The following is a 20,422-nucleotide window of genomic DNA, read 5'->3' as shown; positions in this document are numbered from 1 at the left end:
CAACGGCCGAGCCAAAAACTAACCTTCATCATAGGCTGTTGCCGCACGCAATAGGTGGTTCCAACGGCATGCCGTACAAACTTCGACCCAGTGAACCGTAAATTCGAGACCGTCGGCTGCAAATTCTGCGATTTCTTCCGCATTTCGTGCGCTTCCAGCGCGACGCCCCAACTCTTCGCCATATACCCATGTGGTCAAGCACATCGGCGCTTCACACATCGGGCACCGTTTCGCCATATCGACGCCGTGGTGTTCAGCCGCAGCACGCAGAAGGAAGTCGGCGTCGCAAAGCTCGCTCCTATCTACTCGGCCCGCTCGATACTCCTTGAGATGCTGGGCCCGCTCCCATTCATGAGAAATAATGTGCTTAAAAGAAAGGCTCAAAGCATCTGCCCTCCTTTTCTCTCGCTTCTCTTCCTAACAATTTTGCGGAGATGGCCTTCTTCCACCGACTTCTCAAACACTTTAATGAACGAGATTGTTCCCTTACGCTCCCCTCAATAAATTTTCAAACCCAAAACCTAATTTTTTAGCCACCTAACTACCGTCGGCTGCAAACGGTCGCTATTATTACTTTTTATGAGTGAACAAGCCGCCGCCTCCCCCTCCAACTATGAGGACGCTCTTAACGTCGCGCGCAACATTCAACCCGCGTTGAACAAGCTAATGCTTATCTTCCAGCGCACAACCGAAGGTACGTCCCTCACCACCTCACAGGTGTCGATCATGAATCAGTTACGCCTACGGGGACCTTCCCGAGTAAGCACCATTGCACAGGCAGAACTTATTCGAATGCCCACGGCATCTAATGCCCTATACCAATTAGAGCGTAATGGTTTCGTGGAACGACGCCGCGATGAAAAGGATCGCCGTGGCGTCCTGGTGGCTTTGACCCAGCTAGGCGAGTCAGAACTCAACATTGTCTCTCGACAACGCGCCGCAGCCCTGGCTGAGATCCTCCAGTGGCTAGAACCCTCGGATTTAGACAAAGCGCACCAGATGAGCACCTTAATTTCTAAGCTCGCAGACGTTTACCGCCCCACCATGGACTAAACTCTGGCAACCCCAGGGCGTAAATAGACCAATCTTCTTCACCGCGATCGATCCCCCGCCGCAGATTTCATTTTGTACGCTCAAGCGACTAATAATGGCACCAACAACGTCCCAAGATAGATCACCGGACTGATTGGTGCATGGCTAAGAATATCCCTTGTGAGTCGCGGGCTTCCCTCGCTAAAGAGGACCCCAACGACCCTGTTCGACTTCTAGTCTCGTGGAGCCCGTCCTCCACGGGCACGGAGGCGATCGAGTACGCAGCTTGGTTGGCTAGGTCCACCAAGGTTTGCATCAGAGTGATCTCTACTATTTCTGTGCCACGCGCCACAACAGTTTTCACCAAGCACGGCGGCAAGTACAAGAAGTGGTTTAAAAAGGAACAGGCTGAGTGCGAGCAAAGCGTGCTTGCCGCTCTCAAGGCAGCAGGAGTCGATAACTCACAGCTAGATGAGCGTCCTTCCGTCCTCCTCGCTGGACCTTCACGGCCACAACTCCTCACGGAGATGGCCACTGAATTCTGCGCGGACGCAATTTTGTTGGGAGCAAATCAGTCAGCTCCCAAGGGCAAGTTCTTTGCTGGCTCTACTGCAGACGCGCTCTTGCACTTTTCCCCCATTCCTCTCGGCCTCACCCCGCGCGACATCAAGCTTTCCAAGCATGGCGTTACACGCATCAACTTCGCCTTCACCGAGCGTGGCGACTCTGAAGACCCAGCGCTGCTTCATGCAGCCCGATTGGCAAACACATGGAAGTTGCCCCTCCGCATCGTGGCTTTCAATGCGGAGGGACTTATTGATGCCCCTCTGCATGACTCCGTCGACATCGCTTCCAAGCTCACTAAGGGCTGGCACGAACATACATTGGCAATGCTCGACAGAGCGCAAGACATTGTTGACCACCACTACCCCGGCCTGGAAATTTCCACCGATATTGGAACCGGGCATGGGTGGGCAGGAGCAGTTGATTCCTTGAAATGGAAGAAGGGCGACATCATGTGCATGGGTTCCTCCCCAATGGGGCCCATCGAGCGCGTGTTTATCGGCTCAGCCGCTACGGAGCTTCTCCCGCACATTCGGGTACCAGTGATGGTTCGGCCTTCCGACTCGGCACCGATTAAGGACTAGACTCCTGCGTATGAGTGCAACTGACGAGCATCCTGAAAACGATCTGACAACTGATGCGGATTATGCCAACCTGCGGCGCCCCGAGCCAGCAACGTTTGATGAACTCGCTGATGCACCTGATCCTCTTGCCGTTGCAAAAGCCAATCGCCGTTCGACGATTCAGGCAATTTACTTCATGCTGGGCATCCTCGCCGCCTCCGGGCTTTACGCACTGGTCCTAGCCCTTATCACGCGTTCCCAGGGCGGGGCGCTTTGCGACGCCTCCCTCGCCACCTGGCTATGCACCAACGGCCAGCGCCGCTTCTTTGCCTTCACTACCATAATCATCCCGTTCATCGGCATGATTGGCACGGCGCTCATCATGATTCACAAACTCAAGCGCTACTTACGTTGGCGTTCGTGGATGGCCATTTTTTGGGTGATGGCCTGCAACTTCATGTTGTGGTGCATCACCGATATCCAGATCCTGCTCGTCCCTCTCGGATAACCCAGCGCCTTCGGCGCTCCCTCAGCCAAAGCTTTCTCTAGGAGCACCGTTTTCTCATCGAGCTAAGCATTGGTTGCTGCAGCTGTAGCTGCGACCTCCGCGCATTCTGGACGCCCACAGTGCTGGGTTTCAACGTGCTGTACGCAATCGTCGCAAATTAGAACCTGCTGACGGCACGTGTCCTCATTAATGCAATTGTGGAACGTGTTCGTTGCTTTTCCACAGTGCACACAGTGCCCCAGCTGAATAAAGCCAGGATCTTGCAGCCCTTGCCCAAACTCATGGTGCATGCGTTTGTCGAAGACATACATCGAGCCTTCCCACAGGCCGTCATTGCCAAACTTCTCGCCGTAGCGCACGATGCCACCGTCAATTTGGTAGACCTCTTTGAAACCGCGATTCTTCATCAGGGATGAGAGGATCTCGCAGCGGATACCCCCGGTGCAATAGGAGACAACAGGCTTGTCCTTCATCCAGTCATACTTGCCGGACTCGATTTCCTTGATGAAGTCATGGGTGGTCTTGACGTCAGGCACCACGGCATTCTTAAACTTGCCAATCTCCGCTTCCATGGCGTTGCGGCCGTCAAAGAACACGACTTCGTCACCGCGCTCTTCTACCAGCTTGTTAACCTCTTCTGGCTTGAGGTGAACGCCGCCACCGACGACGCCGTTCTCGTCCACCTTGAGCTCACCAGGCGCGCCAAAGGCCACGATTTCGTCACGGACCTTGACCGACAGGCGCGGGAAGTCATCAGCGCCGCCATCGGACCATTTGAATTCCATCTTCTTAAATCCTGGGTATTCGCGGGTCTCACGAACGTAGCGCTTGCAGGCATTCATGTCGCCGCCCACGGTGCCATTGATACCGTGTTCGGAGATGAGAATGCGACCCTTCAGTCCGAGCTTCTCGCACAGATTGCGCTGCCACAACATGACGGCCGTGGGATCAGAAATTGGGGTAAAGCAGTAGTACAGAAGAATTTTGCTAAGGCTCACGCCACTAATTCTATGCTTGAGCTGTTTCTTTTCCTAAATTCTTCCGAAAACTCCGTACTTAGCGCTTTTGGTAAAGCGCCTGCTTGCGGGCGAACACTGGATCGGATGTGACGAGCACCCCAAGATTGCGGAAGATTCCCTCATCCACCGAGCCCAAAATCGTGGTGGTGTGAACATCGCAACCAGCTAGCTTCTTCAGCTGAGCCATGGCCTTACGGGCGTTTTCATCCTTGGCCGCCGATGCAGACAACGCGATGAGAACCTCGTCCGTATGCAACCGCGGGTTACGCGAACCCAGATACTCGGTCTTGAGCTTCTGGATCGGTTCGATGGCCTCTGGACTCAGCAGGTGGATCTCATCGTCAATGCCGGCGAGATGCTTAAGCGCATTGAGAAGCATCGCAGCGGAGCAGCCCAGAAGCGCAGAAGTGCGGCCGGTGATGATGGTGCCGTCGGCAAGCTGCAACGCAGAGGCGGGCTCGTCAGTTTCGGCGGCACGCTTGCGCGCCGGCGCTACTACTGGGCGGTCATCAGACTTGATGCCGGCCTTCGCCATGACGACGGCCGCGCGCTCGGACTGCGTGGAATCTAGGCCGAGGCGCGCCTCTTCCACCAAAGCCTTGAAGTAGCGACGAATAATCTCCTGCTTGGAGGCCTCACGGCAGACTTCGTCATCGGTGATGCAGAAGCCGGCCATGTTGACGCCCATGTCCGTCGGGGACTGGTACGGGGTGTTGCCGGTCAGCTTCTCCAGGAGGGTCTTAAGCAGCGGGAAAGCCTCAACATCGCGGTTGTAGTTCACCGTGGATTCGCCGTATGCGCTCAAGTGGAAGTGATCGATGACGTTTGCGTCGTTGAGGTCAACGGTTGCAGCCTCGTAAGCCAGGTTCACTGGGTGATCGAGCGGCAGGTTCCAGATCGGGAAGGTCTCAAACTTGGCGTATCCAGCCTGCACACCGCGCTGGTGCTCGTGGTAGACCTGCGATAGGGCGGTCGCCAGCTTGCCGGAGCCTGGCCCCGGCGCAGTGACGACAACCAGGTCACGCGTGGTTTCCGCGTACTCGTTCCGGCCAAGGCCTTCCTCAGAAACAATGAGGTCTGTGTTGGAAGGATAACCCGGGATAACGCGGTGGCGCGCAACGCTCAGGCCAAGGCGCTCCAGGCGGTCAATGAAGGCCTCAGCTTGGCTGTTGCCATCCTCCAGCTGGGTCATGACGATGTTGTTTACTAGGAAGCCACGGCCACGGAAGACGTCGACCAAGCGCAAAACGTCATCTTCGTAGAGGATTCCGAGGTCAGCGCGCATCTTTTGACGCTCGATGTCCTTAGCGTTGATGCAGATGAGGATCTCGACATCGTCTTTGATGCGCTCCAGCATGGCGATCTTGTTGTCTGGAGTGAACCCGGGCAGCACGCGGGAGGCGTGCATATCGTCGAAAAGCTTGCCGCCCATCTCCAGATACAGCTTGCCGCCGATAGCTTGGCGCCGTTCATGGATGTGCTCCGACTGCATCTCGATGTACTTCTCACGGTCAAAACCAAGCAAACGCGTCATTTAAAGGCCTTCCGCCATAGACAATCCCCGCAACCGGGCTGGATCTTTTGGATTGGATTTTACTCGAAAGAACTGGGTTTACTCATACGCCCTGCCACGGCGCCACACCGCCAGAAACCGCACTGACGACGCCGCCTAAAACATACGAGTAACGCCTGGGCCCCGGAAAGGACGGGCCCAGGCGTTACCTGTCTCTCTAAGGATGCGGAACAAGCCCTCACCCTCTACAACCAGGCAGTCCCACCCACCTGGCAATAGCCGCCACGCACCCCTACATGCGCAGCGGTTGGATCTATCACTCACCAGTAGATACATCCATGGGAAGCATATCAACGGCGGTTTCAAAATCAACGTTTGCAAAGCCAATCGGACAAAAATCCGATAAAGAATTTCACTAACCGATTCTAGCTTTATAAAAATTTAGCGCCATGCGCTGGTACTTTCTAGTCCAATTAATCCGGAAGAAAAATAAATGTGAAACGGACCACTATATATTTGGGCCGATCTTTATCAGATATGGTCGCGCTATAGACTAAACAACAAAATAGATAAATGTTTATTATGTTGACTTTCACCTATTTAACCTAGACCTTTAAAACAGGAAATGAACGCTTAAGCCTCGTCTTCGCACTTCAATCCCACACTCCAAACGGAAAAATGTCCGTTTTATCCTTGAGCTTTCTTCGCAGCACATGCAATAGACTTATCCCCATGCCCGAAGGCCACATCATTCATCACCTTGCACAGCGCCTCGACCGTGAATTCCGGGGTGGGCCGCTGCGCGTCACGAGTCCGCAGGGCCGCTTTGCGGCGGAAGCAGCCGTGCTCGATGGGACGCAGCTCGATTTCGCCGAAGCGCGCGGCAAACATCTCTTTTTGCACTTTTCCGCCGATGCGCCAGAGCACATCATCTATATCCACCTCGGGCTGATCGGCAGCTTGCGCTTTGAGCCTTTGGATGATGTCTGGGGCCAGATTCGCCTGCGCATCGAAAGCGATGACCTAGCTGCCAACCTCCGCGGGCCACAGTGGTGCCGGCTCATCACGGATGCCGAGTATGACGTCGCGCTCGCCAAGATTGGCCACGACCCCATCCGCGAGGACGCATCACCGGCTAACCTTTGGCCGCGAGTGCACAGGTCGAGCCGCAGCATCGGCTCCTTGCTGATGGATCAGCATCTCTTTGCCGGAGTCGGCAACATCTACCGCGCCGAGGTTTTATTCCGCCAGAACATCTCGCCTTTTATTGCCGGCAATGAATTAGACCGCCACGAATTCGATGTCATCTGGGAGGACCTGGTAGAACTCATGCGCGCCGGCGTGCCCACCGCCCGCATCGACACGGTCCGCCCGGAGCACACGCCAGAGGCCATGGGCCGCGCGCCACGCAAGGATGACCATGGCGGCGAGGTTTATGTCTACCGCCGCGCCGGCATGCCTTGCTATATCTGCGGCGAGCCCATCGCAGAAAAGAAGCTCGAAGGCAGGAACCTGTTCTGGTGCCCTACCTGCCAGAACGCTCCAGCCTAAGCAAGGGGGTATTTTGGGCGGCATGCGATATGCCTTTCACGTCGACGCCGTCCGCGCTGCCGAGGAGCGCCTGCTTGCCCAGCAGAGCTCTCCAGACCAGCTCATGCAATTGGCCGCCCACGCGGTGGCCGATGCCGCCGCGGTAATGCTCGCCGCCCACCCCGGCCACGTGATGATTCTGGCAGGCAGCGGTGGCAACGGCGGCGACGGCCTTTTCGCCGGCGCTCTTCTCGCCCAACAGGGGCACGCCGTCACAGCACTCGTACCCGAGACCTGTCACGCTGCCGCTCGTGCTGCGTTCGAGAAAGCCGGCGGCGAAGTTCTAAAAAGTGGGTCCACTCCTAATCCCACCACTTCCCTGCCAGCTGACACGAGCTTGCTTATCGACGCCGTGGCCGGCCTCGGTTCCGGGCGCGGGCTCAGCGGCCAAGCGCTAGAGGTCTACGAGCAGGCAACAGGCATTCCGGTGCTCGCGGTCGACATGCCCACTGGCATCAACGCAGAGACTGGCATCGCCGCCTGCAAAGGCGCAGTGCATGCTGACGTCACCATAACTTTCGGTTGGGCGCGCATGGGCCACGTACTCGCCGCGGAGTGCGGCCAGGTGGTGCTGGCGGATTTAACACTGCCCGGCGCGACATCGTTTAGCGCGATGCTCGAATCGCTCGCGCAACCGGCCGGACACATCGCCAACGAGCCCACCCTGGAATCCGCATATGCGTGGCGCCCCGGCAACATCGAGACCGCCCATGGCATCGCAACGCACCCGCGCCCGGTTGACTGTACCGGACCAATCGTTGACCCCACCCCAGGGATTTCCTCCGATAAATATTCCGGCGGCGTGGTCACTATTGCCGCAGGCAGCGACACCTATCCCGGCGCTGGCATCTTGGCAGCCACCGCGGCAGTGCGCACCAGCCCGGCCATGGTGCGCTTTATCGGAGACCGCTCCATCACCTCGCTCCTGCCGGAACTCGTGGTTCACCCAGATCTTGACTCAGCGGGTCACGCCCAGGCCATCGTCGTGGGCCCAGGACGCGGCACTGACGCTGCGGCCCAAGCGGAGCTCGCGGAGGTACTCGATGGGTTCATCTCGGCCGTCATCGATGCCGATGCGCTGCGACTCCTTGCCCGTCACCCCGAGTTGCGCGCCCGCCTGGGAAGCCTGCCCGTCACGGTTCTCACTCCTCACCTGGGCGAGTTCACCGAGCTTTACGAGGCGACCTTCAACAAGGACCTCGACCTGTCATCAGGCAAAGCAGCGCCACTGCAGGAGCTCGCCACAGCGCTGGGCTGCATCGTGCTGCTCAAGGGAAGAAATACCCTGGTTACTGCACCCGGCCAGCCCATCTATGCCTTCAACGCCGGTCACTCTTATTCCGCAACGCCTGGTTCCGGAGACGTACTGGCCGGCATCCTCGGCGCAGTCCTCGCACAGATACATCTTGAGGACAGAGCACAGGTAGGCCGCACGACGCTCACCGAGATCATCACAGAAGTCCTCCACGCCGGCGCCATTCAGGCCCATGCGGCAGCCATCGCGGCGAAAACGCCGGAGGGCTACGCCATCTGCTCGGCTTCGCAGATTGCCGCGGCGATCCCGCGGGCCGTCGCCAAGCTTTTGCGTGCGGCTCGCTAAAGCCTATTTGCTACGGCGCGCACGGAGCGGCGCAGCCTATGGGTCTCCCATGGCCACGTCATCGCAGCCCAGGCACCTGCCACGGCGCCGATCTCGGCGAGGATGTACCACGGCCCCAGCAGGTTGATGATGGTCCATGCCGCACCGAGCACCAGCATCACCCAGCCAGTCATCTGCCGATAGAAGATCTCCTTGGTAGTACCCCGTTTGCACCCGCTTGCAGGGCTTTAGGTACCGGCCGCCAACTTTCCGTCCTTGACGGTCACCACACTGTCCGCAAACTCCAGCAGGCTGCGGTCATGGGTCACAAACATCGTTGCGGTCTGTTGTTCATCAGTGATGTCACGCAGCAGCTTGGCGACGTCGCGCGAGAGCGAAGAATCCAGCGCCGCTGTCGGCTCATCCGCAAGCAGCACCTCGGGGTCAGCCATCAAGGCGCGCGCGATATTGATGCGCTGGCGCTGACCGCCAGAAAGCTGAGTGATGCGGCGAGCCTCCATCCCAGGCAGGCCTACATACTCAAGCAGCTCCCGCGCCTTTTCACGGCGAGGTTTTCGGCCTGCCATATGGTCCACAATGAGCAGCTGATCCAGGGCATTGAGCGAGCTGACCAAGTTGGATTGTTGGAAAATGATGCCGCGCTCACCGCTTACCCGCACGCCACCACTATCGGGCTCGATTAGCCCCGCGGCCACGGAGAGCAAGGTGGATTTACCGGAGCCGGATTCGCCGACGACGGCCATGAGCTGGCCCGGCTTGATTTCCAGGCTGACATCGTCCAACGCCACCACGCGATCGCGGCCATCGGGAAAGGTGACCGTCACGTTTTCAATTTCTAGCATTAGCCTTGTCCTCCCAACGCATCCAAAGGGTTGATTTTGCTGATTCGGCGAGTGGCCAGGACCGCGCCCAGCATGCCGAGTACCCACATGCCAGCGGCCGGGGCAGCAATCGTGCGCGCCGAGAGCACAAAAGGCACCGTCGATTGCGCGAGCGCGCCCAGGCCCCAGCCCACTGCGGCACCCACACCAACTCCGAGGGCGAGGATGAGTGCGGATTGTGCCAGGGCGTCGCCAAGCAGGTAGCGCGTCCGCGCCCCCAGCGCACGCAGAATCGAAAGATCGCGGGTGCGCTGCATGGTCCAGATGCTCAAGAAAGCCACCATCACGAGCGCCGAAATTGCATACAGGAAGCCCTGCATGGTCAAAAGTGAGCCGCGCTCCGAGTTGTAGGCGGGCAGGCCGCTTAAGGCCTCGCGCATGCTGACGGACGTGGGAAGCCCGGTGGCAACGCTGTTCGCGTGCAGCAGGGCGGTACCCACGACGTCGGAAGGCGCGTGGCTCAACTGCGCCCAGGTCTGCGTGGAAACCCACAGCACCGGCGAGTGGGAATAGTACAGATCCGGCACGGTGCCGCGGACGGCATAGGCCTCATCCCCAATCGCCACGGAATTTCCCTGCGTAATCGCTTGCGAGGCCACCACTCCCGTGGCCGGCACCTGCTGCTTGGTACCCGGAATAGGCTCGCCCGCCGGCAGGCCCAGCACGGCCACGCCGCCGAAGCCCTCCACCTTGGTCTGCGCGGTACCCAAAGGCGCGCTGCCAGGCACCACGTCGTCCGCGTAAATCTCCGACTCCGTAAAAGTTGGCTTCTGCGTGCTAAAGCTCGCCTGCTCATACTCATGCCCCAAGGCCTCCAAAGCCGAAGTGTTTTGTTTGCCAAGGCCCTCCGTGAGCCCAGAGAGCATGACCAAAAGCAAGGTAATGAGCGCGACCACCGCCCCAATCAACGCAAAGCGCCCGCGGGCTGCGCGCAATTCTCTAAGTGCAAGAAACATAGCTTCAAGCATCGCTACGGCGCGCGGATTAGTAATCGGGCCGCTAGTTGAACTTCGAGTCAACCAACTGGTTGATTCCCCGTGTCCGGCCTGAGGATTAGGGTAAATGGCTGTGAATGACGTGAAACAGCGCTCCCCGCAGACCTTCCATAAGCGCCTTAGCCCCTGGCGCGCCGGGCTGCACGTGATGTTCGCGTTTTTGTTGCTATTCGGCCTGCTGCGCGCCGGGCTCGACGGGCGCCTCGATGCCCGCGCCCTTGGTCTGGCAGTCGGATTGGCCGTGGTCTACGCACTGCGGCGCGTACTCCCCCGCGCCCTGTGGCTGGTGGGCCTGTGCGTGCTGTGGTGCGGGCTCATGGTGCATGCCCAGGACTTCATGTGGCTGGAATTCCCGCTGGTCTTTGCTTTTCTAAGCTCGCTTCCCCGCTGGCCGGGCATCGCCTGCAGCGCGCTGCTGTGGGCACTGGCGGCCTTCCTTCCCGCCTGGCAGCATCCGGCGGAATGGACCATCGCGGCGGCCATCGGCCCCTTCATCGGCACGGCCTTTGCCATCGGCGCCTTCCATGCCGGGCGCATGGTGCAGGCTGAGGCGGCGCACCATGCAGAGGTTGCCCGGCAGCTGCGCGCCACCCAGGCCGAACTTGCCGCGAGCGAGCACCAAGCAGGCCGCCTGGAAGAGCGCGAACGGCTCTCCCGGGAGATCCACGACACCGTGGCCCAGGGCCTTTCCTCCATCGTTCTGCTCTCGCGCGCGGCTCAAAAAGATCCTTCCCCAGAGACACTGGCGCTGATTGAAAAGGTGGCCAGCGAGAACTTAAGCGAGGCCCGCCGCTTCGTCAGCGAGCTAGCCGCCCCTGCCCCATCGCTGGAGGAGGCCCTCCAGCAAGTGGTGGATTCAGCTGCCGCCCAGGCCGCTGCGCTGGGTAAAAATACCGTCATCGACCTGGTTGTTTCGGGAGAAAGAACGGTGACCGAAGCGCACCGCCAGGACCTGTTGCGTGCGGCGCAAGAGGGGCTCAACAACATGCTCAAGCATTCTGGCGCCCGGCGCGCGGTGGTCACTTTAGGCTGTTTTGAAGGCGAGACCACGCTCGACATTGTCGACGACGGAGAAGGCATGGACCCTGCTTCACCTTCGCAGGGTGGCTTCGGGCTGCGGGGCCTGCGCCAGCGCGTGGAAAGCCACGGCGGTACGCTCACGGTGGAATCTTCCCCGGGCGAGGGAACCGCCCTTGCTATCCGTATGCCGCAAAAAGTAGAGGACCAGGATGCTTAACGTCATGCTCATCGATGATCATCCCGTGGTGCGCGCCGGCCTGCGGGCCATTTTGAACGCTTTCCCCGACATCGATGTGGTGCTAGAAGGCGCGGATGGGGCGGACGTCGCCAAGCTTGCAGCTCCCGATGCTCCACATGTTGACGTGGTCATTTGCGATATCCAGATGCCCGGCACCGATGGCATTGCGGCCACTTCTCAGCTCGCCCAAGCTGGCGGCCCGCCGGTGCTCATCCTCACCACCTATGACACCCAATCCGACATCGTTTCCGCCGTGGAGGCGGGCGCCCTGGGCTATCTCCTAAAGGATGCGCCGGAGCAGGCGCTTCACGACGCCGTCCTGGCCACGGCCGCCGGCAAACGCACCCTGGCCCCCGAGGTGGCAGCACTTTTGGCCGAGCGCATCACCTGCCCCGAGGTGGCACTTTCCGGCCGCGAGCTGGAGATCCTAGAAGCCCTGGCCACGGGCAAATCGAATAAGGAGCTTGCCCAGCGCCTGTTCATCTCGGAAGCTACAGTGAAGACTCACTTGATTCACATCTATCAGAAGCTGGGCGTGGATACCCGCACAGCTGCTGTCACCGTGGCCCGGGAAAGGAAGCTCATTTAAGTGTCCGCGCAGGTTTATGATTGCCTCGTTTTAGGCGGTGGCCAAGCAGGGCTGGCCACGGGCTATTACCTGCGCAGAAAGGGCCTTAACTTCGCCATTTTGGATGCGGAATCGCGCCCCGGTGGTGCGTGGCTGCACACCTGGCCCTCGCTGACTTTATTTAGCACCACGAGCGCCTCCAACCTACCGGGCTGGCCCATGCCTTTTTATGAAGGTTTCCCGCCGGCGAGCCACGTGGTGGATTATCTAACTCGTTACGAAGAGCGCTATGAGCTGCCGGTGCGACGTCCCTTCATGGTTGAGTCCGTGGAGCACGATGGGGAGTTCTTCCACGTCTACTCGAGCACGGAACGCTTGATGGCCCGCACCGTGGTGGCGGCCACGGGTACCTGGCGTGCGCCCTTCATCCCGTACTACCCCGGTAAGTTTGCGGGGACACAATGGCATTCGGCCTTTTATCCCGGCGTCGCGGAGTTCAGCGGCTCCCGCGTGGCAGTGGTGGGCGCGGCCAATTCCGGCGCACAGATCGCGGCGGATCTGCTGCTTGAAGGTATTACCACCACCTGGCTAACAAGGGGCGAGCCGCGCTGGATGCCTGACGACGTCGACGGACGCGTGCTCTTCCGGCGCAACCGCGAGCGCCTCAACGCCATCAATCGTGGCGAGCCTGACCCCGGCGCGGATACGAACCTGGGCGATATCGTCATGGTCCCGCCGGTGCTCAAGGCGCGTGATGAAGGGCTCCTGCGCGCCACCCCGATGCCGAATTCCCTCGACGACATCAACGCGGATCACCTGATTTGGGCCACCGGCTTCCGGCCCGCACTTCGCCCCATCTCCCGCCTACTGGTAGACCGCCAGCCCACCGTCCCTGGGCTCTTCCTCGTGGGATTCGGCACCTGGACCGGCCCGGGCTCAGCCACCATCACGGGTGTGTCCCCCTTTGCCAAGCAGGCTGCTGCTGACGTTGCAGCGCTTTTGAGGTAGCCAAGGTTTTAGGTTTACCTAAGTAGGTCTAGACTGGGCGTCGTTCTTTTTAGGGTTGGAGGCTTTACTTGTCCGCTTGGGATCTCTACGACGAGCTCATTGACGCAATTCCCCTGGATATCCAGGTGGTAAAGGCCGCACAGGGCCCGCAATGGACTCGCATCTATACCAACAACCCCAGCTGCGGCATCGCCCTGACGATGAGCGCCAGCTCGCGGCCCGCCCAGATGAATCACGACTACGCGGGTATCCCGCTGCGTGCCATCGCGCAGCTGTCGAAGAGCTGGAACTTTGCCGAGGCGTCGTTTGGCATGGCGGCGCTCAACGCCTTTTACTCCACCCAAGGCGTGGCATACGACAACAACTTCGTTCCCACCCCAGGCGAGAAAGTCACGTGGGGCGAGGTCTTTGACCCCTTCAGCGAGGCTGTCTTGGGCAAAAAGGTCGCGGTCATCGGCCACTTTCCTTTCGCGCCGAAGGCCCTGCACAACGCAGGCGAGTTCTACATGCTCGAGCGCCACCTTAACGAGGGTGACTTCCCCGATTCCGCGGCCGAATACATTTTGCCGGAGTGCGACTATGTCTTCATCTCTGGTTCGGCATTTGTAAACAAGACCGCCCCGCGCCTGTTGGAGCTTTCCCGCGATTCCTTCAATGTGCTGGTGGGCCCCTCCACTCCCCTCGCGCCGCTGCTGCTAGAGGACTACGGCGTTTCCATGGTCACGGGCATGGTTTCTGAGCGCCCGATGGGCATGTTTGAGGCGCTTGACAGCGCCGCCTTCCCCGGGATGTTCGACAACGGTCACCGCGTGGAGCGCCGGGCTTAGCCACCTGACCCCAGCAGAGTCTCGACAGCGGGACAGATGTCATCGACGATCTCGTCGATGCTTTTCTCCGTCATCAACCCTGCTCTGCACGAACTCTGTTTCGAGCAGGGTCTTCATGATGCTTGACTAAGCAACAGACCCCGTGACTAGCGCGCAGCCCAGAATCGTCAGGGCTGCCGCAGCCACAAACCCGATGCGGTGCAGGACTTTGGACTGCGCCTCTTTGCTTATCCGGGCAAAAAAGAATGCGCCCACCGCGGTGCCAAGAGTATTGAATACAAGATCATCGACGTCACTGAAGCCCAGCGCGAATACGTACTGCATCACCTCAATACCCAGGCTCAATGCTATGCCCGCCAAGATCGTGCCGCCCAGACCGAAGCGCACCCGCGGCAGGTTCTGCCCCAGCGCAACAAGGCTGGCACCCAAAGGCATGAACAGCAGGAAGTTACCAATCGTATTGGTCCACGGCCCGTACCAGATGGTGGGATTATCAAAGCCATTAAACATCTGCAGGTCCAGACTGCGGACCGCGTGCGCCGAGGCGTCAATTACGCCGGGAATCTCAATAAAAGACTTGCCGAGGGTAATCACAGCAATGACAGCGAGCACCAGGAACGTAACCACGACAGAATCGCGCCGCAGCGTCGCGTGGCGCGGCGGCACTGCTTGAATGCGGTGGCGAGGATGCGCGGTCTGCTGGGTGGACTGCTGGGTTACTGACATGGGAGCAAACCTAACAACGCAATCTGTGGATTCCCCGGCTGGTTTACTGGCAAAGTTCTGGTTCTACACAACTCACAGAGCGCGTACCATCGTGGGCATGACCACACTCGTAGTTACACGTTCCGAAGACAACAGCATCTCCCACACCTTTCAGGAAGAGCCCCTCCTCGCCGAGGGCGACGTACTGGTTAACGTTTCCCATTCTTCGTTGAACTACAAGGACGCCATGGCCCTGGACGGCAACAAGGGCGTCATGCGCATCAACCCATTGGTCCCAGGCATCGACGTCGTGGGCACCGTGGCTGAGTCCTCCGATCCGCGACTACCGGTGGGCGCGCTGGTGGCCGCATTCGGCGACGGACTCGGCGAGTTCCGCCACGGCGGCTACACCACGCAGCAGCGTGTCAACGCCCAGGCCACGCTGCCAGTTCCGGAGCGCTTCACTGCTGCCGACGCCGCTGCCATCGGCACCGCCGGCTACACCGCCGCCATCTGCGTCAACCAGCTGCTCACCCACGGCACGCGCGAGGGCCACGTGCTGGTCACCGGCGCCACGGGCGGCGTGGGTTCCATCGCCGTCCAATTGCTCAAGTCCCTGGGCTTCGAGGTCACCGCCGTTACCGGCCGCGTTGATAGCGAAAGCGAGTACTTGCAGGCCCTGGGCGCAGACCACATCATTGATCGCTCCGAGCTCTCGGAGACCGGCCGTCCGCTGCAGAAGGCGCTTTACGACGGCGCGGTAGACACCGCTGGCTCCACCGTCTTGGCCAACGTCTTGGCGCAGGTCAAGTGGGGCGGCGTCGTGGCAGCAACCGGCATGGCCGCTGGTCCTGACCTCCCGGCTTCGGTACTGCCATTCATCCTGCGCGGCATCGTCCTGGCAGGCGGCAACTCCGTCGACGCACCGCTCAAGGTCCGCGAGGACGCCTGGAAGCTGCTGGACGAACACCTTGATCTTGAGATGCTGCATTCTATTTCCAACACCATCGCGCTCGACGATATCGCAGACGCCGCCAAGGAGCTGCTCGCCGGCACCCACCATGGCCGCACGATCGTAGAAATCTAGACAAACTATTTAGCAGCGCTGGGAACAATTAATTTTCCCAGCGCTGTTACTATTTTCCTATGCGTTCCCGTCTCTCTATCTCTGCTGCCGCGCTGGTTGGCACCCTCGCCGCCGGCCTCGTCACGCCCGTTGCCCAGGCTGGCATCACCATCGACCCTAACGCTGTGCCCGGGCGTACTCAGGTCACGCTGCGCTACAGCAATGGCACAGTGGTCTCTACTGCTAATTCCCACGAATCTCGCCCGGCGCTTTCCTTGGTCAAGCTCTACTTGGGCTATTGGGTGCTGCAGCACGGCGCTCCGGCGGATAAAGCCCGCGTGGAGAACATGATTCGTTTCAGCGAGGACGGCACGGCCACAGACTTGGACCGCCGCTACCCGCAGGCAATCCCTGAGGTCATCGGCCAGTTTGGCCTGCATGAGACCCACTACCCAGGATTCTGGGGCAACACCACTACCTCTACTGAGGACCTTGCGCGCTTTACCTCCGCGATTGTGGGCGACCCACTAGCCACGCCAATTATCAATGGTATGCGCACCGCTTCCCCCGTTGCCGCTGACGGCTATAAGCAAGACTTTGGCACCATGAGAACGCCGATGAGAGAGATGGCGGAGATGACAATCGCATAGGTAGCGATAGCCATGGAGGTCTTGAACTCAGTGAAGAGCATCTCCGCGATCATCGGGGCGAAAGCACCACCGATGATGGAGCCAAACGCGTAGCCGATTGAAACACCCGAGAGGCGTACCTTCACTGGGAACATCTCCGCGTAGAGCGCGGACTGGGGACCATAGGTGGCACCCAGCATGGTCGCCAGGATGAGAACCGCACCACCGAAGAAGGCAAGATTGCCGGAGTCAACAGCCATCCAGGACGGAATGGACCACGCAGCCAACGCAATGTAGCCCACGATGAAGGTGCGCTTGCGGCCCACCTTGTCCGACAGGTGGCCGAAGTAGAGGGTGCCAGCGAACCAGCCGATGGATGCAACGAGCGCGACTAACAGGGCGTCGGTGCGCTCGTAACCCACTACCTTGGTGCCATAAGAGGTGAAGTAGGCGATGACAAAGTAGCCCACAGCGTTGTTAGCGGCGAAGATGAGCGCGCACTTAATGACGGTGCCAGTATGGCTCTTGAACAGGACCGCCAAGGGGGCAGATTCCTTCTTCTGAAGATCCTGCAGCTCAGCGAATGCTGGAGACTCTTCCACCGCGCGGCGGATGAAGTAGCCCAGAAGAATCAGGACAACGGAGGACAGGAAGGGGATACGCCAGCCCCATGCGAGGAACTGCTCCTGCGACAGGCCTGCGGAGAGAACCAGCATGAAGATGGTGGCCAGGAACATGCCGAGCGGAACGCCCACCTGCGGGAAGGCGCCGAAGAGGCCACGACGGCCACGCGGAGCATGCTCCACGGCGAGCATTGCCGCGCCGCCCCACTCACCACCGGCGGACAGTCCCTGCAGGATGCGGAGCACGACCAACAGAATCGGTGCCGCGATGCCAATCGCCGAGTAGTTCGGCAGGAGACCCATGAGCATCGTGGCCAAGCCCATGCCCACCAGGGTGACGACGAGGACTGGCTTGCGGCCCAAGCGGTCACCCAAGTGACCTGCAATGATCGCACCCAGCGGGCGGAACAGGAACGAAATACCCAAGGAAGCCCAGGAGATGATCTGCGCTAGTGACGCATTCTCATTGGAAACTGGGTCAAAGTACTGCGTGGCGAAGATGAGGCCCGCAGCTTGGGCATAAATAAAGAAGTCAAACCACTCGATGGTGGTTCCGACCATGGAGCCCGCGAGCACGCGCTTGTGCTCGGAGGTGATTCCAGTTTCCGGTTGGTTACGGTCAATAACAGGTGCAGACATAGGGTTTCTTCTCTCTATGGGTGCAGAAGCAGTTGGACGGGGGGATTTACATATCGCGATGGTCGATAATGCGCTTGGCCTTGCCTTCGCCACAGTCAACGTGGTCTACAACGTCAACGCCGACAGTGATACCGATGCGGTTCTTGATTTGCTTCTTCAGCCAATCACCGGATGCCTCGATATCGGACTTCGAGAGGTCGGGAGCGTGCTCGACAAGGAGCATGAGGTGGTCCATGCGGCCCTTCTTGGACAGGACGCACTGGTAGCGCGGACGCAGGTTCTTATCCTCAGTAATGATTTCCTCGAACTGGGATGGGAAGCAGTTCACGCCACGCAGAATGATCATGTCGTCGTTACGAGCCGAGATGCGGTCGATACGGCGCATGGAGCGAGCCGTACCTGGCAGGAGGCGAGTGATGTCATGTGTACGGTAACGGATGATCGGGAATGCCTCCTTGGTCAAGGAAGAAATCACGAGCTCGCCGTATTCTCCATCAGGCACCGGCTGCAGGGTTTCTGGGTCGATGATCTCTGGGTAGAAGTGATCCTCCCAGACGGTCAGACCGTCCTTGGTCTCCACGCATTCTTGCGCAACACCAGGACCCATGACCTCAGAGAGGCCATAAATATCGGTGGCCGTGATGCCGAAGCCTTCCTCGAGCTCGCGACGCATGCCCTCAGTCCAGGGCTCGGCGCCGAAGACGCCAGCTCGGAGAGAGGTTTCGCGCGGGTCGATGCCTTCTTTACGCATGCGGTCCAGCAGGTTGAGCACGTAGGACGGAGTACCCAGAATCGCGTCTGGCTCGAAGTCCTGCATGATCTGAATCTGACGCTCGGTTTGACCGCCAGAGGTCGGGATTGCGGTTGCGCCCAGCTGCTCGACGCCGTAGTGGGCACCAAGTCCGCCGGTGAATAGGCCGTAGCCGAAGGTGATCTGCACCTTGTCGCTAGGGCGGATGCCACCGGCACGCAGGGAACGAGCCACAAGCTCAGCCCAAATCTTCACATCGTTTTGGGTATAGCCCACCACGGTCGGTCGGCCGGTGGTGCCGGATGACGCGTGGATGCGGGAGATTTGGCTCTGGTTTACGGCAAACATTCCGAACGGGTACTCGGAGCGCAGCGTTTCCTTGTCCGTGAATGGGAACTTGGCAAAGTCTGCCAGCTCCTTGAAATCATCTGGGTGGACGCCCATTTCATCAAACGCACGGCGGTAATGAGGCACGTTGTAGTACGCATGGCGCAACTCATTCTTGGCTCGCTGGGTTTGCAAGGCGATGATTTCGTCGCGGGAAGCATACTCGATGCCCATCTGCGGGCCGTGGTGATCAGAAAAGATGTCAAACGTTGCGGTCACGTTGTTGCCTTTCGACTCGGGAGAATTAAGGTCCACACCCGCATTCCCTCGAAAGCACTGCTCGGGATTTTTAGCCTGGATTACGTGAGCCGGTGGTAACCGGCGGATATTGACTTACCGATCGGTCAGGTAAATCATGTGACGTACAATACAAGGCAATCACGTGAGCCACAACACAATTGTGAAAGTTTTTTGATCTAGCCCACAGTTAGGGGACAAACCCCCAGCTCAATCACTTAATTTTTGACAGCAAAAGCTCCCACGCGGAAGTTACCCCCATGCACCTCAACAACGCCGCTGGCAATCACTTGGCCCGCAAGCCACCAAACAGCAGCTCTGCCACCGAATTCGCGACTTCCTCCGCGCCGAGTTTACCCTTTGGGTCGTACCACTCGGCCACCGAGTTAACCATGCCGAAGACCATGCGCGTGAGCACCGCGGCGTCGAGATCCGCGCGTATTTCCCCTGCTTCCTGTGCATCCCGCACCAGCGGCACCACGGAGCGAGTGAGCTTACGACGCCGCTCCAGTGCACGTTCCTCCACATCCGAATTGCCACGCAGTCGCAGCAACAAGGCAACCGACTTAGGGTCGGTGCACAACACCTCAATCGAACCGCGAATCAGGCTCCACACCCGCTCCCCCGGCCCCAGGTCGGACTCAGCAACCTCCGCCACCACAGCTTCCAGGTTGCTGAGCGCATGCGCGACAGTCAGCTCGAGAATCTCTTCCTTCGAAGAAATGTGATGGTAGAGCGCCGACTTCGTAATCCCCAGCTCTTTGGCCACGTGCCCCATTGATGTCGCGTCATAACCGCGCGAGTTAAACGCGCGCACCGCCGCGTTAATCACATCATCACGGGAATACCCCGGGCGTCCACGCTGGGCGCCAGCATTCACATCAGTCACGCAAACCATTCAAGCAGAAGCCGGAAAAAATGGTTAGACTCTGCAATCACCACACCCCATTGCTTTAGATATCACTGCTCCTCACTCGACCAGGAGGAGCGACAATGCACCAAATCTTGCGCCCAGGAGTGGCGGAATCGCCAGAGTTTTCCCACGTCCGCGCCATGTTTGAAGGAGACAACGCCACCGCCCACATCGGGGCGGAGATCACCAAGTTAGAACTAGGCCATTGCGAAGGCCAGTTCATCGTACGTCCGGAAATGTGCAACGGCCACGGCACCGCCCAGGGCGGGTTTCTCTACACCTTTGCCGACTCGCTTTTCGCCGGCGCATGTAACTCCCCCGGCGAAGTAGCGGTCGCCGCACACAACTCCATTCACTACATCGCGCCCGCTTTTAAAGGCGACGTCGTCAAGGGCGTCGCAATCACCCGGCAGTCCTGGGGCCGCAACGGAATCGTCGACGTCGAGCTCAGCGTAGAAGGCAAACCCATCGCCGAGTTCCGTGGCACCTTCCGCGTCATTCCCGCCAAAAAGTAGACCCACATCACAAGAAATGTTGACGTAAGTC

22 protein-coding genes are annotated in these 20,422 nt (G+C 59.4%); 12 read left to right on the top strand and 10 right to left on the bottom strand.

Annotated elements, in window-relative coordinates; genetic code table 11:
• Positions 1 to 18: 18 nt before the first annotated feature.
• Positions 19 to 384 carry a DUF5318 family protein gene (locus tag CHU71_RS01305; RefSeq protein WP_049062545.1) on the bottom strand — a complete coding sequence of 122 codons (366 nt, stop codon included), beginning with the start codon at positions 382 to 384 and terminating at the stop codon, positions 19 to 21.
• A 195-nt stretch (positions 385 to 579) separates the two neighbouring features.
• Between CHU71_RS01305 and CHU71_RS01300 the strand changes: the two genes are divergently transcribed.
• The 3 genes from CHU71_RS01300 (at position 580) to CHU71_RS01290 (ending at position 2,667) form a co-directional block, all read left to right on the top strand.
• Entirely contained in the window at positions 580 to 1,053 is a 474-nt protein-coding gene (locus CHU71_RS01300) for a MarR family winged helix-turn-helix transcriptional regulator (protein WP_046646728.1), read from the top strand.
• Positions 1,054 to 1,193: 140 nt separating this feature from the next.
• Positions 1,194 to 2,180: a universal stress protein gene (locus CHU71_RS01295; protein ID WP_049146734.1), complete on the top strand. Its 987-nt coding sequence runs from the start codon at positions 1,194 to 1,196 to the stop codon at positions 2,178 to 2,180.
• Between the two features lie 10 nt (positions 2,181 to 2,190).
• On the top strand, positions 2,191 to 2,667 hold the full coding sequence (locus CHU71_RS01290) for a hypothetical protein (protein ID WP_005530916.1): 477 nt from the start codon (positions 2,191 to 2,193) through the stop codon (positions 2,665 to 2,667).
• 62 nt (positions 2,668 to 2,729) lie between these two features.
• Here CHU71_RS01290 and CHU71_RS01285 read toward each other — a convergent pair whose 3' ends face one another.
• Together CHU71_RS01285 and CHU71_RS01280 are read right to left on the bottom strand one after the other, a co-directional pair.
• Positions 2,730 to 3,665 (bottom strand): rhodanese-related sulfurtransferase, encoded by a 936-nt coding sequence (locus CHU71_RS01285; RefSeq protein WP_049146732.1) that lies wholly within the window; start codon positions 3,663 to 3,665, stop codon positions 2,730 to 2,732.
• A 58-nt stretch (positions 3,666 to 3,723) separates the two neighbouring features.
• Entirely contained in the window at positions 3,724 to 5,220 is a 1,497-nt protein-coding gene (locus CHU71_RS01280) for a DUF1846 domain-containing protein (protein WP_005530912.1), read from the bottom strand.
• A gap of 711 nt (positions 5,221 to 5,931) precedes the next feature.
• Here CHU71_RS01280 and CHU71_RS01275 point away from each other — a divergent pair.
• Both CHU71_RS01275 and CHU71_RS01270 read left to right on the top strand, forming a co-directional pair.
• Positions 5,932 to 6,750 carry an Fpg/Nei family DNA glycosylase gene (locus tag CHU71_RS01275; RefSeq protein WP_046646722.1) on the top strand — a complete coding sequence of 273 codons (819 nt, stop codon included), beginning with the start codon at positions 5,932 to 5,934 and terminating at the stop codon, positions 6,748 to 6,750.
• A gap of 22 nt (positions 6,751 to 6,772) precedes the next feature.
• Complete coding sequence (locus tag CHU71_RS01270) at positions 6,773 to 8,389, top strand: bifunctional ADP-dependent NAD(P)H-hydrate dehydratase/NAD(P)H-hydrate epimerase (RefSeq protein WP_049152088.1); 1,617 nt, start codon at positions 6,773 to 6,775, stop codon at positions 8,387 to 8,389.
• On the opposite strand, the gene CHU71_RS01265 is transcribed toward CHU71_RS01270, so the two are convergent.
• The 3 genes from CHU71_RS01265 to CHU71_RS01255 are packed head-to-tail and all read right to left on the bottom strand — an operon-like array spanning position 8,386 to position 10,226.
• A complete protein-coding gene (locus CHU71_RS01265) occupies positions 8,386 to 8,562 on the bottom strand; it encodes a hypothetical protein (RefSeq protein ID WP_236081528.1) in 177 nt (58 codons plus the stop codon). The two genes, CHU71_RS01270 and CHU71_RS01265, sit on opposite strands and share 4 nt — an antisense overlap.
• 54 nt (positions 8,563 to 8,616) lie before the next feature.
• Positions 8,617 to 9,231 carry an ABC transporter ATP-binding protein gene (locus CHU71_RS01260; protein ID WP_049152079.1) on the bottom strand — a complete coding sequence of 205 codons (615 nt, stop codon included), beginning with the start codon at positions 9,229 to 9,231 and terminating at the stop codon, positions 8,617 to 8,619.
• Positions 9,231 to 10,226 carry an ABC transporter permease gene (locus CHU71_RS01255; protein ID WP_049146725.1) on the bottom strand — a complete coding sequence of 332 codons (996 nt, stop codon included), beginning with the start codon at positions 10,224 to 10,226 and terminating at the stop codon, positions 9,231 to 9,233. Before CHU71_RS01255 ends, CHU71_RS01260 begins: the two co-directional genes overlap by 1 nt.
• 106 nt (positions 10,227 to 10,332) lie before the next feature.
• Between CHU71_RS01255 and CHU71_RS01250 the strand changes: the two genes are divergently transcribed.
• The 4 genes from CHU71_RS01250 to CHU71_RS01235 all read left to right on the top strand — a co-directional run bounded on the left by CHU71_RS01250 (position 10,333) and on the right by CHU71_RS01235 (position 13,926).
• Positions 10,333 to 11,502, top strand: coding sequence for a sensor histidine kinase (locus CHU71_RS01250; protein WP_370450467.1), 1,170 nt, complete (start codon positions 10,333 to 10,335; stop codon positions 11,500 to 11,502).
• Positions 11,495 to 12,112 carry a response regulator transcription factor gene (locus tag CHU71_RS01245; RefSeq protein ID WP_147759927.1) on the top strand — a complete coding sequence of 206 codons (618 nt, stop codon included), beginning with the start codon at positions 11,495 to 11,497 and terminating at the stop codon, positions 12,110 to 12,112. Before CHU71_RS01250 ends, CHU71_RS01245 begins: the two co-directional genes overlap by 8 nt.
• On the top strand, positions 12,113 to 13,099 hold the full coding sequence (locus CHU71_RS01240; protein ID WP_147759926.1) for an NAD(P)-binding domain-containing protein: 987 nt from the start codon (positions 12,113 to 12,115) through the stop codon (positions 13,097 to 13,099).
• A gap of 68 nt (positions 13,100 to 13,167) precedes the next feature.
• Entirely contained in the window at positions 13,168 to 13,926 is a 759-nt protein-coding gene (locus CHU71_RS01235) for a DUF364 domain-containing protein (RefSeq protein WP_110332917.1), read from the top strand.
• A 126-nt stretch (positions 13,927 to 14,052) separates the two neighbouring features.
• Here CHU71_RS01235 and CHU71_RS01230 read toward each other — a convergent pair whose 3' ends face one another.
• Complete coding sequence (locus CHU71_RS01230; protein WP_110332916.1) at positions 14,053 to 14,652, bottom strand: VanZ family protein; 600 nt, start codon at positions 14,650 to 14,652, stop codon at positions 14,053 to 14,055.
• Between the two features lie 97 nt (positions 14,653 to 14,749).
• On the opposite strand from CHU71_RS01230, the gene CHU71_RS01225 reads away from it, so the two are divergent.
• On the top strand, positions 14,750 to 15,718 hold the full coding sequence (locus tag CHU71_RS01225; protein WP_147759925.1) for an acryloyl-CoA reductase: 969 nt from the start codon (positions 14,750 to 14,752) through the stop codon (positions 15,716 to 15,718).
• 59 nt (positions 15,719 to 15,777) lie between these two features.
• Positions 15,778 to 16,347, top strand: coding sequence for a hypothetical protein (locus CHU71_RS01220; protein ID WP_147759924.1), 570 nt, complete (start codon positions 15,778 to 15,780; stop codon positions 16,345 to 16,347).
• Here CHU71_RS01220 and CHU71_RS01215 read toward each other — a convergent pair.
• The 3 genes from CHU71_RS01215 to CHU71_RS01205 form a co-directional block, all read right to left on the bottom strand.
• Complete coding sequence (locus tag CHU71_RS01215) at positions 16,281 to 17,588, bottom strand: MFS transporter (RefSeq protein WP_147759923.1); 1,308 nt, start codon at positions 17,586 to 17,588, stop codon at positions 16,281 to 16,283. The genes CHU71_RS01220 and CHU71_RS01215 overlap by 67 nt on opposite strands.
• A 46-nt stretch (positions 17,589 to 17,634) precedes the next feature.
• Entirely contained in the window at positions 17,635 to 18,900 is a 1,266-nt protein-coding gene (locus tag CHU71_RS01210; RefSeq protein ID WP_168926509.1) for an AMP-binding protein, read from the bottom strand.
• A 349-nt stretch (positions 18,901 to 19,249) separates the two neighbouring features.
• The gene (locus tag CHU71_RS01205; RefSeq protein ID WP_046646707.1) at positions 19,250 to 19,861 is read right to left on the bottom strand and encodes a TetR/AcrR family transcriptional regulator; all 612 of its coding nucleotides are present in this window, start codon (positions 19,859 to 19,861) and stop codon (positions 19,250 to 19,252) included.
• 95 nt (positions 19,862 to 19,956) lie between these two features.
• Here CHU71_RS01205 and paaI point away from each other — a divergent pair, with 95 nt between their 5' ends.
• Complete coding sequence (gene paaI, locus CHU71_RS01200; protein ID WP_046646705.1) at positions 19,957 to 20,391, top strand: hydroxyphenylacetyl-CoA thioesterase PaaI; 435 nt, start codon at positions 19,957 to 19,959, stop codon at positions 20,389 to 20,391.
• Positions 20,392 to 20,422: the final 31 nt, after the last annotated feature.

Source organism: Corynebacterium sp. LK14 (assembly GCF_008042215.1).
Lineage (GTDB): Bacteria > Actinomycetota > Actinomycetes > Mycobacteriales > Mycobacteriaceae > Corynebacterium > Corynebacterium striatum.
This window is presented reverse-complemented; position numbering and strand designations above follow the sequence as displayed.